The organism is Acinetobacter sp. TG2027 (genome assembly GCF_000302435.1).
In the GTDB taxonomy this organism is placed as follows: Bacteria; Pseudomonadota; Gammaproteobacteria; order Pseudomonadales; family Moraxellaceae; genus Acinetobacter; species Acinetobacter pittii.
This window is the reverse complement of record NZ_AMJN01000053.1, coordinates 304,133-318,912: the sequence shown is the minus strand read 5'-3', so window position 1 is coordinate 318,912 and position 14,780 is coordinate 304,133. Positions and strand designations below refer to the sequence as shown.

12 protein-coding genes are annotated in these 14,780 nt (G+C 38.3%); 5 read left to right on the top strand and 7 right to left on the bottom strand.

Features of this window, described 5'->3' with window-relative positions; all coding sequences use genetic code 11:
- The first annotated feature begins 105 nt into the window (after positions 1–105).
- A complete protein-coding gene (locus B806_RS0115635) occupies positions 106–1,524 on the top strand; it encodes an aspartate ammonia-lyase (protein WP_017386919.1) in 1,419 nt (472 codons plus the stop codon).
- A 58-nt stretch (positions 1,525–1,582) separates the two neighbouring features.
- Here B806_RS0115635 and B806_RS0115630 read toward each other — a convergent pair whose 3' ends face one another.
- Positions 1,583–3,787 (bottom strand): TonB-dependent siderophore receptor, encoded by a 2,205-nt coding sequence (locus B806_RS0115630; protein WP_025466034.1) that lies wholly within the window; start codon positions 3,785–3,787, stop codon positions 1,583–1,585.
- Between the two features lie 516 nt (positions 3,788–4,303).
- Here B806_RS0115630 and B806_RS0115625 point away from each other — a divergent pair.
- Positions 4,304–5,590: an MFS transporter gene (locus tag B806_RS0115625; protein ID WP_017386917.1), complete on the top strand. Its 1,287-nt coding sequence runs from the start codon at positions 4,304–4,306 to the stop codon at positions 5,588–5,590.
- Positions 5,591–5,773: 183 nt separating this feature from the next.
- Positions 5,774–7,123: a chromate efflux transporter gene (gene chrA, locus B806_RS0115620; protein ID WP_017386916.1), complete on the top strand. Its 1,350-nt coding sequence runs from the start codon at positions 5,774–5,776 to the stop codon at positions 7,121–7,123.
- Between the two features lie 83 nt (positions 7,124–7,206).
- Here the strand turns inward: chrA and B806_RS0115615 are convergent, their stop codons facing one another.
- The gene (locus B806_RS0115615) at positions 7,207–7,815 is read right to left on the bottom strand and encodes an NAD(P)H-dependent oxidoreductase (RefSeq protein ID WP_017386915.1); all 609 of its coding nucleotides are present in this window, start codon (positions 7,813–7,815) and stop codon (positions 7,207–7,209) included.
- A 95-nt stretch (positions 7,816–7,910) separates the two neighbouring features.
- On the opposite strand from B806_RS0115615, the gene B806_RS19590 reads away from it, so the two are divergent.
- Positions 7,911–8,306, top strand: a complete 396-nt coding sequence (locus B806_RS19590) for a helix-turn-helix domain-containing protein (RefSeq protein WP_079380996.1) — start codon at positions 7,911–7,913, stop codon at positions 8,304–8,306.
- Here B806_RS19590 and B806_RS0115605 read toward each other — a convergent pair.
- Entirely contained in the window at positions 8,303–9,157 is an 855-nt protein-coding gene (locus tag B806_RS0115605) for a helix-turn-helix domain-containing protein (RefSeq protein ID WP_017386913.1), read from the bottom strand. The genes B806_RS19590 and B806_RS0115605 overlap by 4 nt on opposite strands.
- Before the next feature lie 166 nt (positions 9,158–9,323).
- Here B806_RS0115605 and B806_RS0115600 point away from each other — a divergent pair, with 166 nt between their 5' ends.
- Positions 9,324–10,241 (top strand): EamA family transporter, encoded by a 918-nt coding sequence (locus B806_RS0115600; RefSeq protein WP_017386912.1) that lies wholly within the window; start codon positions 9,324–9,326, stop codon positions 10,239–10,241.
- A gap of 32 nt (positions 10,242–10,273) precedes the next feature.
- On the opposite strand, the gene B806_RS0115595 is transcribed toward B806_RS0115600, so the two are convergent.
- The 4 genes from B806_RS0115595 to B806_RS0115580 all read right to left on the bottom strand — a co-directional run bounded on the left by B806_RS0115595 (position 10,274) and on the right by B806_RS0115580 (position 14,718).
- The gene (locus tag B806_RS0115595; protein ID WP_017386911.1) at positions 10,274–11,278 is read right to left on the bottom strand and encodes a homoserine dehydrogenase; all 1,005 of its coding nucleotides are present in this window, start codon (positions 11,276–11,278) and stop codon (positions 10,274–10,276) included.
- 109 nt (positions 11,279–11,387) lie between these two features.
- Positions 11,388–12,179, bottom strand: coding sequence for a sulfite exporter TauE/SafE family protein (locus B806_RS0115590; protein ID WP_017386910.1), 792 nt, complete (start codon positions 12,177–12,179; stop codon positions 11,388–11,390).
- A gap of 178 nt (positions 12,180–12,357) precedes the next feature.
- Positions 12,358–14,013 (bottom strand): bifunctional protein tyrosine phosphatase family protein/NAD(P)/FAD-dependent oxidoreductase, encoded by a 1,656-nt coding sequence (locus B806_RS0115585; protein WP_017403210.1) that lies wholly within the window; start codon positions 14,011–14,013, stop codon positions 12,358–12,360.
- Positions 14,014–14,022: 9 nt separating this feature from the next.
- A complete protein-coding gene (locus B806_RS0115580) occupies positions 14,023–14,718 on the bottom strand; it encodes an MBL fold metallo-hydrolase (RefSeq protein WP_017386908.1) in 696 nt (231 codons plus the stop codon).
- Between the last annotated feature and the right edge of the window lie 62 nt (positions 14,719–14,780).

Below are 14,780 nucleotides of genomic sequence, written 5' to 3'. Positions count from 1 at the left end.
AAAAAACTGATATGCAAAAAATGCATAATCAACTTGATAAATGCATTAGAAGTGAAGCATTTCGAAATCTAATATGAATTATCTTCTTTACTAATTCGAAGTTTAATGATGAACGCTGAAATTACCACCCGTATTGAGAAGGATCTTATTGGTTATAGAGAGATCAATAATAACGACTATTACGGAGTTCAAACATTACGTGCTCTAGAAAACTTTAATTTAACTCAAAGCAAGGTCGGAAATTTCCCTCACCTTATTAAAGCCTTAGCAATGGTAAAGCTTGCTTGTGCTGAAGCGAACTATAATTTAAAAAGTTTAGATCAGACTAAATTTGAAGCGATTGAATACAGCTGTAATCAACTTATTCGTGGTAATTTTCACGATCAGTTCCCTATTGATATGATGCAAGGCGGTGCTGGTACTTCAACCAATATGAATGCAAATGAAGTATTAGCAAACGTCGCTTTAGAATATATGGGACACGCAAAAGGCCAATATCAATATTTGCATCCTAATAACGACATTAACATGTCACAGTCAACAAATGACGTGTACCCTACTGCGATTCGCTTAGGTTTGTTATTAAGCTTAGATGAACTAAATCTTCCTTTTAACAATTTAATCTTAAGTTTCCGCAATAAATCTCAAGAATTTGCTCATATCCTAAAAATGGGCCGTACACAGTTACAAGACGCTGTGCCAATGACATTAGGTCAAGAGTTTAGTGCTTTTGCAGTAACTTTACAAAAAGACCTTGAACAAATTAACACGCTTATTCCAAATGTTTTAGCGTATATGAACCTTGGTGGCACGGCAATTGGTACGGGAATTACTACTGAATATAGTTACCGTGAACTTGCGATTCAAGCACTTGCAAAAATTTCTGGTAAGAAAATTAAATCTGCTCCTGATCTAATCGAAGCAACTTCAGATATGGGTGACTTTGTTCTTTTATCTGGTTTATTAAAGCGTACCGCAACTAAACTTTCAAAAATTGCCAATGACTTACGTTTACTTTCAAGTGGTCCACGTACAGGCATTAATGAAATTAATTTAGAAGCTCGTCAACCGGGTAGCTCGATCATGCCGGGTAAAGTAAACCCAGTTATACCTGAAGCAATGAACCTTGCTTGTTTCCAGATCATTGCAAATGACTTGGCTGTAACTTTAGCTGCTGAAGCGGGCCAATTACAGTTAAATGCAATGGAACCACTTATTGCATTCAAACTGTTTGAATCTATGGATTTGCTTGGTAAGGCAATGGCAATGTTCCAAAGTAAGTGTATTGATACAATTACGGCGAACCCTGAGCATTGTAAAGCTTTGGTTGAAAACTCAATTGGTATCGTGACTGCACTTAACCCATATCTAGGTTATGAAACTACAACTCGTATTGCTAAAACTGCAAACGAAACTGGACAAAGCGTATTGGCTTTAGTTCAAAATGAAGGTTTATTATCGGCACAAGTGCTTGATGATATCTTGTCGATTAATAATATGGTTAAACCAAAAATGTCGGCTTAATTCCTGAAATAAAAAAAGGAGCTTTTCGAAGCTCCTTTTTTTATTTGTTCTATAACTTTTAAAAACTAAAAGTTGTAGAGAACTGAGCTGTACGTGGATTACCTAAAAATAGATAGTCATCCCCCATAAATGCACCTACATCACGCCAATACTTCTTATTAAATAAGTTATCAATATTAAATCTAAAAGTTGTGTCATGCCCAGCAAAATTTGTTTTATAGGCAGCCCCTATATTAAAGACGCTATAGCCACCTACTTTTGCCGTTCCCTCTTTATTTGCATATTTACTGCTACTGTATTGCATACCACTCAATAATCTTAACCCTTCAACTGAAGGTACTTTATAAGATAACTGCGCAGTTGCGCGGACTTTCGGTACATTTTGAGTTTGATGACCCTTGTAGCTGTCATTATCAATATCAACAAGACGAGATTTGGTATAGGTAATACCTGAACTGACATCAAGTGTATCGGTTAGGGTACCAGTTAAACCTAACTCAATACCTTGATTGTGTTGTTCACCTTGCTCAACAAATTCTAATTTTCCTTCAGAATTTATAGTCGTATATTGATTGTCTTGTTTTAAGTCAAAAATAGCTACTGTTACTAAGAAGTTCTGAATTTGTTGCTTAACACCAACTTCATATTGTTCAGAGTTTTTAGGAGATAGAACTTCTAAAGCATTATTAGCGAACCACGGAGCTTCACCACCATCTGATAATCCTTTGGCATATGAAGCATAAAGATTGGTCTTGGAAGTTGGACTATACATAAGCGCTAATTGTGGCAAGAACTTGTTTAAATCGGTATCTCGGCTTTGTTGCCCATCTGAATTATAAGCTTGTTCATCAAGGTAAATAAGTTTTCCACCGAGTAGAGTTGACCACTGATCATTAAATTGAACTCGGTCAGATATAGTAAATGCAGTCTGATCACTTTCTAGAGCTTTATAGTAATTTCTTAATTCAATCTGAGCTGGCTCATAATCCTTTGTTTCTTCATAGATATTACCTAATCCTATAGGGGCAAGCTCCATTGAGTTAGAGTTGTAGCGCTTCAATGTTTTATAAGTATGTTGTATTTCAAAAGCGATTTGATGCTGAATATTGCCAGTATGGAATTGTCCATTTAACCCAGCAGAAAACTGGTTGGTAATACGTGTATCGTCTGGACTACGAAAATCGTAAATACCGTAATTACCATCTTTATCAAAAGTATTATTTTGGCAAACTCCGTCGCTATAACAAGCCCATGGAAAAGCGCTGTAATCATCAATCACAACACGGCTTTGCGATGCACTTAAGCTAGCATTCCATTGATCATTAAATGCATATTGATATTTCAAACTTGCATTTACACTGTTATTAACAACAGGTTTACTCCAAGACTGGTAACCCAATAAACGGTCTTGATCTACATTTGTTGGTACTTCTTGCCCATCAAGCAGTTGATAACCCGGTACTGAACGTTGACTTAGATGCTGAGCTTCAATATCAAACAATAATTTAGAACGATCATTAATTTTCCAGTCTAAAGCAACTGAACCAAACTCTCGTTTACCATTTGCGTGATCAACATTTGGATGGATGCTTTCATGGGCTAAATTGATTCGATAACCAAAACTATCATTAACAAAGCCGCCGACATCTGTTGCCAGTGTATAGCCGCCTTCTGAATTTGCATCTACAGCAATGTTTTTAACATCGGCTGGTCTTTTGGTTACATAGTTAACCACACCACCTGGTGTCGACATTCCACTTTGAATTGCAGAAATGCCTTTTAAGATTTCAACTTGTTCTTTATTTTCTAAAGCAACATTTTGCTCGCCACGTATAGTGTGACCATTAATGAGATAACTTGAGCCTAAATCAAGCGCAAAACCACGTGCTACAAAGTTTGGATAGTAGCCAATTGCAGCGTAGCCATCCCCTAACGATGAATCATTTTTAATAACATCAGTTAAAGTTTTTGCGTGTTGGTCTGCTATACGCTCAGAGGTAATGATTGTAATAGATGCAGGGACTTTCTTTACATCACCAGTTTGAAAACCAGATAAATTAACTTTTTTAGACGTATATAGTGCCTCATTATTTTGTGTAGCGTTCACAGTAATGGTTGGGAGCTGCGAAACCTCCGCTTCATTTGCATAGACGGCAGATGTTATGAGTGCAATAGATGAAACCAATGCTGTTTTAGAGCATGTCATGAAGTGAAGATTTATCGAACGTCTTTCCATTGAATAACTACCTGCCATACCGTGCATAATTCTAAAGCGCTAGAAATGAGTGCGGAGTCTATTTTTAGCCACGCAAGAATACAGCTACATATATTGAGAAACAATACATTCTGTACTTTTTCGATTAAGTGTATTTGATTCAAATTTTATGAACTTATCATTATATAAATTTCATTTATTTTATTAGGAATTGACGCTATAACTTTTTAAGTATTACCAAATATTCGAAATAAACTTAAGCTCGAAATGAAACTTAAAAGGAGAAATAAAATAGAAAAGTACCGTTGTAAATTAGCTCACTGATTTTAAATAGAATTAATTATTAAGTTAAATGAAAGGAAGTGTTCGATCATTGGTAAAATTATCTTTAAATCGAACAAAAGGACGTAATCTTACTAGAAACGAATTTTAAAATTAGAAAAAATGAATAGTTAGGAATTTAAGGAAGTGCTCAGGATTGAGTGATATTTAAAGTTTCATTTTATTTTCTATCCAGCATATCTAAAAATTCCTCATTTTTGTCTGCAAAATGATGGAAGAAATATGACATACACTCAGGAAGAAAAACGTAGCAGAATACGTGGGATTGTAGGCGCAGCCTCTGGTAATTTAGTTGAATGGTTCGACTTTTATATCTATGCAGTATTTGCTGCCTACTTTACTCAAGCATTAACAGCACCTGATATGGATAGTACGACTAAATCTATCTATGTTTGGGGTGTATTCGCTGCAAGCTTTTTTATGCGTCCTATTGGTAGTTGGGTATTTGGACGAATTGCAGACCGGCATGGTCGAAAAAAGTCTATGGTCATCTCAATTTGTCTGATGGCTTTGAGTTCTTTTCTATTTGCAGCCCTACCTACTTATGACCAAGTTGGCTTATTTGCCCCTTTTCTTTTACTGGTAGTGCGCTTACTTCAAGGCTTATCAGTTGGTGGTGAATATGGTGCAGTAGCAACATATATGAGTGAATTGGGTTTAAAAGGCCAACGTGGTTTTTACTCATCTTTCCAATATGTCACCCTCTCTGGTGGTCAGTTACTCGCAAGCTTACTTGGTGTAATTTTATTAACGTTCTTAAGTGAACAACAATTACATGATGGTGGATGGCGTATTCCGTTTGTTATTGGTGGTATTGCAGCAATCTTATCTTTGCTTGCACGTAGTCGTTTAGAAGAAACGCTTTCTCATCAAGACAGCGAACGAAAAGAGTCTGGTAGCTTAAGAGAACTCTTTAAAAAGCACTGGAAAACCTTTTTATTGGTGGTTGGATACACTTCTGCTGGTTCATTAACGTTTTATGTAGAGACTGTTTATTCAAAAACCTATTTAACCAATTTAGGGATGGATGGAAAAATCGTTGGTTATATCATGACCTTCGCACTATTTGTCTATATGTGTGCTCAACCTGTATTTGGTGCTATTTCCGACCGTATTGGGCGACGCTCTTCAATGCTGGCCTTTAGCTTATTGTCTGCGATTTTTATATACCCAGTCATGGTGATCGGGATGCGTGCCTATATAGATTCTCCGATCATCATTACCTTGCTACTTATTTTTATGATGATGTTACTCAGTTTCTATACATCTATCAGTGGCTTGGTAAAAGCTGAAATGTTCCCACCTCATGTGCGAGCTTTAGGTGTAGGTTTCTCTTATGCAGTAGGTAATGCGCTGTTTGGCGGTTCTGCTCCTTCAGTTGCCCTACAGTTCAAAGCTGCCGGAATTGAAAATACCTTCTTTATATATGTCATTGTCATGCTGATTATCTGTTTCTTATGTAGCCTTGCGCTTCCGAAAAAACCAGATTATTTAGAACATGATCATTAAAAAGTAAAAGATAGATATTCTTCTAGAGATTTTTTAGAAGAATATCTTTTTAAAATAATAAGAAAGTCATTTTTGTTCTGTATGCTATAGCTGCCTAGCACATCTAACTTATTCAATTAACTAAAAGTTACTAGTTTTTGATGTTCTTGATCCGTATGAATCAATTTTTTGATGGGATAAAAAATGGAAAACGAAAAATCCCCTTTACCTGAAAGTATTATTCAAGTCACCTTCTGGCAAGCCTTCTTATTTTGGCTCAAGCTTGGCTTTATTAGTTTTGGAGGGCCAGCTGGACAAATCGCTGTGATGCATCAGGAACTCGTTGAGCAAAAGCGCTGGATATCTGAAAAAAGATTTTTACATGCACTGAACTACTGCATGCTGTTACCCGGCCCTGAAGCGCAGCAATTAGCAACCTACATTGGTTGGCTCATGCACAGAACTGCTGGAGGTTTAGTTGCCGGTATTCTATTTGTATTACCCTCGTTATTTATTTTAATTGGACTGTCTTGGGTTTACATAAAATTTGGAGATGTTCCCGTTATTGCAGGTATTTTCTATGGAATTAAGCCTGCCGTTACCGCAATTGTTTTCCATGCAACGTACCGTATAGGTAGTCGTTCGCTTAAAAATAAGTTTTTATGGATCGTCGCGATTGCGGCGTTCTTTGCAATCTTTGTCTTAAAGCTTCCTTTCCCGTTTATCGTTTTATCAGCTGGTATTGCTGGCTATTTAGCGAGTAAAAAGTACCCAGAACTATTTTCCTCCGCGGTTGGACATAAAGCCAGTCAAAAAGATTATGGTCCGGCATTTATTGATGATGAGACTCCAACACCAGAGCACGCTAAATTCCATTGGTTGCGGTTAGCTAAACTTATTCTTGTAGCAATCGCTTTATGGCTATTGCCAATTTTAGCTTTAGGCGCATATTTTGGATGGCATCATTCTTATACTCAAATGGCATGGTTCTTCACCAAGGCTGCTTTACTTACGTTTGGGGGGGCTTATGCGGTTTTACCTTATGTGTATCAAGGGGCTGTAAATCATTTTGGATGGCTTTCACCTACACAAATGATTGATGGTTTAGCTTTAGGTGAAACTACACCGGGTCCACTGATTATGGTAGTGGCCTTTGTTGGCTTTTTAGGAGGCGTCAATCATTCACTACTTGGCTCTGAGCATCTATTTTTTGCTGGAGCACTTGGTGCAGTCATTGTGACTTGGTTTACCTTTCTCTTTTCATTTGTATTTATTTTTGCGGGTGCGCCCATTATTGAATCTACACATAATGAAATTAAATTTACTGCGCCACTCACTGCAATTACCGCGGCTGTGGTCGGTGTAATTCTAAATCTCGCACTATTTTTTAGTTATCACGTGTTATGGCCACAAGGCTTTTCAGGGCATTTTGACATTGTTGCAGCCTTCATTACTGTTGGTGCATTTATTGCTTTATTCCGCTTTAACCTGAACGTGTTATATGTGATTTTTGCATCAGCGCTGGTTGGACTCGCTGTCACTTTTTTTAGTTAACTATTGATTTAAATATTTTTTAAATTCAGAAAATCTTATCAATAAGGCCGAACAGTTTCTTTTCTGTTCGGCTGTTTATATTTTTAACCCGCTAATTGTGCGATTTGTGCTGCTGCATTATCTAAGGCAGCTTGACGTGCTTCTGGGCCGAAAGCGATCCCTTCCGCGCGCACAAAAGTAATATCAGTCACACCAATAAAATTGAAAAACGCTTTGATATAAGTTTCTTGATAGTCTAAAGCTTCGGCTGGTGAACCTTCTGAATACACACCGCCACGCGAAGAAGCAATAATCACACGTTTACCTTCTACTAAACCTTGAGGACCGTTTTCCATATAACGGAATGTTTTTCCAGCAACAGATAGTCGGTCAAGCCACGCTTTTAACTGTGATGGGAAGCTAAAATTGTACATTGGCGCGCCAATTACAACGATATCTGACGATAAGAACTCATCCAAATATTGGGTGTTTCGTGCAACACGTTGCTGCGCTATTTCATTATTAGGTTCAACACCTTGCCATGCTAAGAACTCAGCATCAGACAAATGAGGAATTGGCTCTAAAGCAAAATCGTGATGAATAATTTCTGCATCTGGATAAGCTGTGATGAGCTGACGAATAACAGATGAGGTGAGTTGGCGGCTAACAGCCTGCTCACCTAAAATACTTGTGTCAATTTGAAGTAGTTTCATTGCTTATACCTACAGTATAAAATTGTTACTTGAACTAATTATGTTACTACTATTATTCTGATGCACAAGAAGGCACATTTAGGGAACCAAGTAATATGACTGTAACCATACCTCACGATATCCAAAGTTCAAATTGCCAAAGAGTCAGCCAAGTATTGGCTAGAGTTGGCGAGAAATGGAGTATACTCATTGTAATGACACTTGCATCACGTTCTCATCGCTTTTCTGAAATTAAAAGAAGTATCAATGGAATATCGCAGCGTATGCTTACCTTATGTTTGCGTGGTTTAGAGAGAGATGGATTAGTTAAACGTACGGTTTATCCTGTAGTTCCACCTCATGTTGAATATGAATTAACCCCACTCGGTCATTCACTTACAGAACCTGTAATTGCTTTAGGCCAATGGGCTCAGCAGCACATTGCTGATATTGATGCGGCAAGAGCTGCGTTTGATGCAGCTCAAGATAGACCAATTACATTAGACGTTTAACGTAACTGTGAAGGACTCATACCATAAAACTGTTTAAAGCGATGACTTAAATGACTTGCTGAACTAAACCCACATACTAGGGCAATATCTTGCAAAGAAAGCTGAGATGACTGAATTAGCCCCTTGGCCTTGGTTAAGCGTCTTTGCATGACATATTGGTGAGGCGCCATATTCATGGACTGTTTAAACATGTGAGCAAAATGGTATTCGCTTAAATTTACAACATTTGCCAAATCAGACAAGGTAAGTGCTTGATCTAGATGCCCTTCAATCCAGTCTTGAATATATTTGAGTTTATGAGGAGCGAGCCCACCTTTAATGATAGGTTGCTGCCATTGAACATTGCTATATCTTCGAATTAAATGGTTCAGTAATAAACTGGCAGTTGTACTCATTTGTAAATGGTTTGCTGAATCTTTCCAATCACAATCTAGTAAGAAAAACTGATAAAGCGCTCGAATCTTTTCGTCATCGTTAAAAACAACTTCGTTTAGTTCAATTTGATTAGGTTCTTTGTCCCATATTTTTTCGGCAACATCACGCAAATGTTGGTCGGTATAATATAAGTGAACGAATTTAAGCCCACCACGTATATCCCAAGTCGACTCCTGATGCTCAGGCAATAAGCAAAAACGCCCCGGCCCACCGCCGTTTTTCCAGCCTGCAGGGGTTTTTTGATAGCTTTCATAGCCATCTTGAATATAGAGACTTAAAGTATGGTGATCGCTACAGACACTTACGCGATCTTGCTTATTAGACCAAAATGCAAGTTGCATATTCTCATCAAGCACCACAGTCTCGTGAAGCTTGGCTTTAGATTGCTGTAGCTGTTCTAAAGTTTGATAGGCCATGCAAAATTAAAACGAATATCATTGAGCTTAAGTTAACCATATTCCGCAAAATTCAGCTAGTTTAGATCTATAAAAAACGCAAGATCTTGCATGTACAACACAAGAATATATACGTGAAAAATGAAGCAATCCTAGATACTTAAGTTTGGTAATCGAGGATGAAGTTATGAATATTTTACTCTATGTTGCGGTGGTGTTGATTTGGGGAACAACATGGATTGGAATTGCCGTTCAAAGCCATTATGCAACACCAGTTGTCGCAATTTTATGGCGTTTTGCCATTTCAGCCTTATTACTGTGGGTTGTTTTACTATTTTCAGGAAAATTACAGCGAATTGCTTTAAAAGATCATTTGTTCTGTATGCTGCAAGGCCTTTGTGTTTTCGGCCTAAACTTTATTTGTTTTTATACCGCAGTTAAATATGTAAACAGCGGTTTAGAGTCCGTTATTTTTTCGATGGCCGTTTTCTTTAATGCTATTAATGCGCTAATCTTTTTTAAGCAAAAACCATCACCAAATTTTGCCCCAGCTGCAATTCTAGGACTCATAGGTATTGTTTTACTGTTTTGGCATGACCTTGTTAATAGTCAGTTTAATGCACAATTATTAATGGGTATCGGTCTGTGTGCAGTAGGCACTTACGGTTTTTCTTTAGGGAACATGATTAGTGTTAGACACCAAAAACGTGGTCTAAATATCTTTTCAACCAACTGTTATGCAATGACTTATGGCGCATTGGTGATGTTAAGTCTAGCTTTATTTACTGGCCAAGATTTAATGCCTCCAATGAATTTCCCATTTTTAAGCTCGGTACTTTACCTAGCAGTATTTGGTACGGTTATTGGGTTCTCTGCTTACTTTTCTCTTGTTGGACGAATTGGCGCAGCCAAAGCAGCCTATAGCACGTTGCTCTTTCCTTTAGTTGCTCTAACAGTTTCTACTTTCTTTGAAGGATATGTATGGACTTTAAATGCGGTATTTGGAATTTTATTAATCTTACTTGGTAACTACTTAATGTTTAGTAAGTTAGAAATTGGAAAAAAGTTATTTAATAGTCAAAAAAATTGTGAGAAGCAGGCCTAAAAGCCTGCTTTTTTATAAGTAATAATTCATCTCTAGCAGCCCGTTTTAAGCATCAACTCAAAATCTTTTAAAGCCGCGGCTGCTGTGGCTAAAGGCGCAGATGCCCCTCCACTGACAACAAATTCCCCCATTTCTTGCGTTAACGCCCGAATGCATTTATTGGAACCTTGCAGATGAGCAAAAGGATGATTTGCTGGAACTAATCTTAATTCAACACCGGTTTGAATTTGCTGATTCTTAATATGAATAAAACCGACCAGACGAGGAATTACATTTTCTTTTTTCCAATCACGAATATGATCGGCAGTCACATGACTAATTCCTTGTCTTGGAATATCTTGAATTTTTACATCAGCCCCCAAAACAGTATTGGCTAGTATCGTAATTTTGGCAGCAGTATCCCATCCATCTACATCGAAAGAGCTGTCAGGTTCTGCAATACCTTTTGCTTGAGCTTTTTCAAGAGATTCTGCAAACGCACATTCATGTTGCAACATATCATTCAAAATAAAATTCGTGGTGCCTGTAAACACACCTTCTATTTCTAAAATTTGGCAGCCAGCTAAGTTATATTCAAACAAATCAACAGTTGGTAAGGCAGCAGCTGTTGCACCGCTAAAAAATAGTTTTTTATTGTGCTGAGGTGCCAAGTTAACTAATTTTTTACCATCTACGACTAAAGCACCTTTAGATACCGCAATCGCATTCATGCTATGTGTTAAAGCATAATCTAAATAAAATAGGCCTTTTCCACCTGTTACATAGTCACTTGGCCCTGTCTCAATAATGACATCTGCTTGAACCTGTTCTAAAAACTTTTGCTCAGTTAGGCCTGCTTGATATTGTGTTTTATCTAGCCACTTTGAAGCTTGTAAACCTTCTTGATCAATTAAGCCTGACGATGAGTTACAGACACCCACTAAACGGGCATCAATTTGATATTTTTGTTTATAGTAGGTCGTTCGATTTAAAAGGAGCTCTGCAATTTGTTGTCCAATCCGTCCAAAACCGCAAATTGCTACGTTAACTCGCTTCATATCGCTTTCTCAAAAATTTATATCGTTTAAATCAAATTTCCCAAGAGAATTTTAACATCTCGTCTTTGGAAAATTGCTAACTACAGAGATAGTTAAAATACTATATTACTTAGATATTTGTTAGATTAACTATCTTAATGACCATATAAATTGCGACAGCAAAAACCATTAAAGCAAAGACTTTTTGCACAATTGCAGAGGGAATAAAACGAATAGCTCTGCGCCCTAATAACATACCAACTGCACATGCGAGCGCAAACGCACTAGTAATGCCTACTGGATAGTGAAAACCCTCTGCAATATGCATCACAATACTCATTCCACTGATGAGAAAAATAATCATAAGTGACGTTGCAACAATGCTATGCATATCCAAATTTGTGACTTTTCTAAGCGCTGGCACAATTACAAAGCCGCCACCAACCCCTAACATGCCAGTTAAAAGCCCCGCAATAATCCCGATGCTGGCAAGAACGCTTCCCGTTTTAAAATTCCAGATAAAGCGTCCCGTACTTGGGTTGACCTGGCACGGCGGGTTATGAAAGTCTGATACTCGGTTACTAATAAGTCGATAACCTACTGTAAACATGACTAAGCTGAACATTAACATGAGCCAAACAGGTGAAATCGCGTTGGCTATTAAAATGCCGATGTGTGCCATAGGGGCACCAATTAAGGCAATCCAAATAGCAGCACGATAACGAACTATCTTTTTAAATAAGCCTTCAATGGTTCCAATGAGTGTAGATAGCGCAACCGCCAACAACCCAATCGGTGCAGCTTGCACCACACTCCAGCCTTGACTGGTCATGAGCGCGGGTACAGCAAGAATACCCCCACCAGCACCAGTAAGACCAAGTAAAAAGCCAATCACGATGCCTTCAACGACAAGTAATAACATATCAAAAGCCTAAAATTGCATATACATTATTTGCAGTAGACTGCTGGTTAATGAGTGAGTAGATCTCGTCTTCTTGCGAAGCTTTAACCGCTTCTCAGGATAAAGCGTTGCTTTGTTTATCCTCTTAACTCGAACATAGTTCTCGTCTTGCGCTCGGGTAAAACTTATTAAGCTTTACTTATCCTCGCTCAGGTTTGACCATCCACTCGCGGCCTTTAAGCATGCCTTGCCAATAAATCGGTGGTAAAATCTGCTCTTTAAGTAACCATGCCAAACGAGATGGCTTTTGCCCATCAATCATCCATTTCGGAAAGCTTGGGAGTAATTTGCCGCCGTAACCGAACTCAGCCAGAACGATTTTTCCACGCTCTACGGTGAGTGGACATGAGCCATAGCCATTGTATTCACAGAAGTTCTGTTCACCGTTCAGTTGTACTATCACATTTACAGCAACGATCGGAGCTTGTGCGCGTGCAGCAGCAGCCGTTTTGGCATTAGGTGCATTCATCACATCGCCTAAAGCAAAAATATTGGCATGTTGTGTATGTTGTAAGGTTTGAGGGTTAACACTCACCCAGCCTGCTTCATCAGTGAGCGTACTGGCACGAATAAAGTCTGGGGCTTGTTGCGGAGGAACAACATGCAACATATCGAAATTAGTTTCGATCAATGCTGCATTTTCATCGTTCACCACTTTGAACCATGCTTTTTTTGCAGGACCATCTACTTTGACAAGTTGATGGTTAAAGTGCAGTTCAGAGCCATATTTTTCGACATATTGCATTAGTGCAGGTACATATTCCTTCACACCAAATAAAACAGCGCCAGTGTTATAAAAATGGATAGAGATATCTTTAAGTTTGCCTTGCTTTAACCAGTAATCGGCTGAAAGGTACATAGCTTTTTGAGGAGCACCTGCACATTTAATCGGCATAGGCGGTTGGGTAAAGATTGCCTTTCCACCGTTTAATTGTTGCACCAGTTCCCATGTATACGGCGCTAAATCATAACGATAGTTAGACGTCACCCCATTTTTACCTAAGGTTTCAACTAAACCTTCAATGCCATGCCAATTCAGTTTTAAACCAGGACAGACGACTAAGGCTTTATATTGAATGGGTTGGCATCCTTCCAAAATAACCTGATTATGCTCAGGGTCAAATCCAGCAACCGCTGCTTTCATCCATTTCACTTTTGCAGGAATCACACTTGCCATGGAGCGTGCAGTAACTTGCGGTTTAAAAATGCCGCCCCCAACCATGGTCCAACCTGGTTGATAATAATGAGTGTCTGCCGGATCAATAATGACAATATCTAAATGAGGTTCACGACATAAAAGACTAGACGCTACAGAAATTCCTGCTGCCCCAGCGCCAACAATAACAACGCTATAACAAGGAATTGTGACTGGTTCATGATCACGTTTTAAAATACGTGGCACTAAGCCTTTTAAGTTAAAACCAAGTTTGTTACCTGCTTCTACTAACAGTGCTGTATCTTGTGGAGCAACTTCAGCCAAAGCCCATAAACTGACTGCACGCATACCAGAACGGCAATACGCTAAAACGGGCTTCTGAGCATTCTGATAAAGCTGCTTAAACTCGACAACTTGTTGGTCGGTAATTTTGCCACTGGTAACAGGCTGATAAATTACGTTTAGGCTATGTCGCTGAGCTGCTTCTTCAATTTCAATCACATTGGGTTGATCTGCACCTTCTCCATCTGGTCGGTTACATATCAGAGTTTTTATTCCTTGGTCTGCAATTTTTGCAATATCGTTGGCAGTAATCTGGCCAGCAACATAAAAATCTTGATTAACTCGTTTAAGTTCCATATTGCCACCTTATAATTGTGAAATTGAGCCGCAAGCCTGATTGGCAGGAAGTGCTTTATCGATTTGTTTTGGATATGGCAGATTTAAGTTATTCATTAATTCAATAAAATCTTCACGCGAACGATTCTGACCTAAACGTGAGTTATTTAAACGTTCATTACCAATTGTTGAAGACAGGCGACCTTTGTAATCGTGTCCCGGATACACAATAGTGTCGTCAGGTAGGCTAAAAAGTTGTTTATGAATACTGTCATAAAGTGTGCCCGCACTACCTTGCTGGAAATCGGTTCGACCGCAGCCGTCAATTAATAATGCATCACCAGTGAAAACCATGTTTTCAACCAAGTAACTCGTACAAGCATTGGTATGACCTGGTGTATAGCGCGCTTCAATACTGAGGTTGCCAACTTTAAGCATGCAACCATCTGTAATTAAAATATCTCCGCAACTTACATCTGAATTACGGTGTAAAACCGATTTGCAATCGAGACGTTCCCGAAGCAAATTCGCAGCGGTAATATGGTCTGCATGAACATGGGTATCTAAGGTATAGATGAGCGTAAATTGATGCTGCTCTAATTCTTTTGTATAAATCTCTATATCTGATGCGACTGGGTCAATTAAAACAGCCTCTCGTGTTTGTTCACACCCAAGCATATATGTATAAGTCGAACTTTCTTTTTCAAAAAACTGCTTAAAGAACATGATTTATACCCCAATAATTTATTTCTTTCCTATATTTTGCAAATAAGATGCCAATTATTTAA

Coding starts and splice junctions, on each gene's coding strand:
- B806_RS0115635 (WP_017386919.1), top strand. CDS start 106: ATGATGAACGCTGAAATTACCACCCGTATTGAGAAGGATCTTATTGGT.
- B806_RS0115630 (WP_025466034.1), bottom strand. CDS start 3,787: ATGCACGGTATGGCAGGTAGTTATTCAATGGAAAGACGTTCGATAAAT.
- B806_RS0115625 (WP_017386917.1), top strand. CDS start 4,304: ATGACATACACTCAGGAAGAAAAACGTAGCAGAATACGTGGGATTGTA.
- chrA (WP_017386916.1), top strand. CDS start 5,774: ATGGAAAACGAAAAATCCCCTTTACCTGAAAGTATTATTCAAGTCACC.
- B806_RS0115615 (WP_017386915.1), bottom strand. CDS start 7,815: ATGAAACTACTTCAAATTGACACAAGTATTTTAGGTGAGCAGGCTGTT.
- B806_RS19590 (WP_079380996.1), top strand. CDS start 7,911: ATGACTGTAACCATACCTCACGATATCCAAAGTTCAAATTGCCAAAGA.
- B806_RS0115605 (WP_017386913.1), bottom strand. CDS start 9,157: ATGGCCTATCAAACTTTAGAACAGCTACAGCAATCTAAAGCCAAGCTT.
- B806_RS0115600 (WP_017386912.1), top strand. CDS start 9,324: ATGAATATTTTACTCTATGTTGCGGTGGTGTTGATTTGGGGAACAACA.
- B806_RS0115595 (WP_017386911.1), bottom strand. CDS start 11,278: ATGAAGCGAGTTAACGTAGCAATTTGCGGTTTTGGACGGATTGGACAA.
- B806_RS0115590 (WP_017386910.1), bottom strand. CDS start 12,179: ATGTTATTACTTGTCGTTGAAGGCATCGTGATTGGCTTTTTACTTGGT.
- B806_RS0115585 (WP_017403210.1), bottom strand. CDS start 14,013: ATGGAACTTAAACGAGTTAATCAAGATTTTTATGTTGCTGGCCAGATT.
- B806_RS0115580 (WP_017386908.1), bottom strand. CDS start 14,718: ATGTTCTTTAAGCAGTTTTTTGAAAAAGAAAGTTCGACTTATACATAT.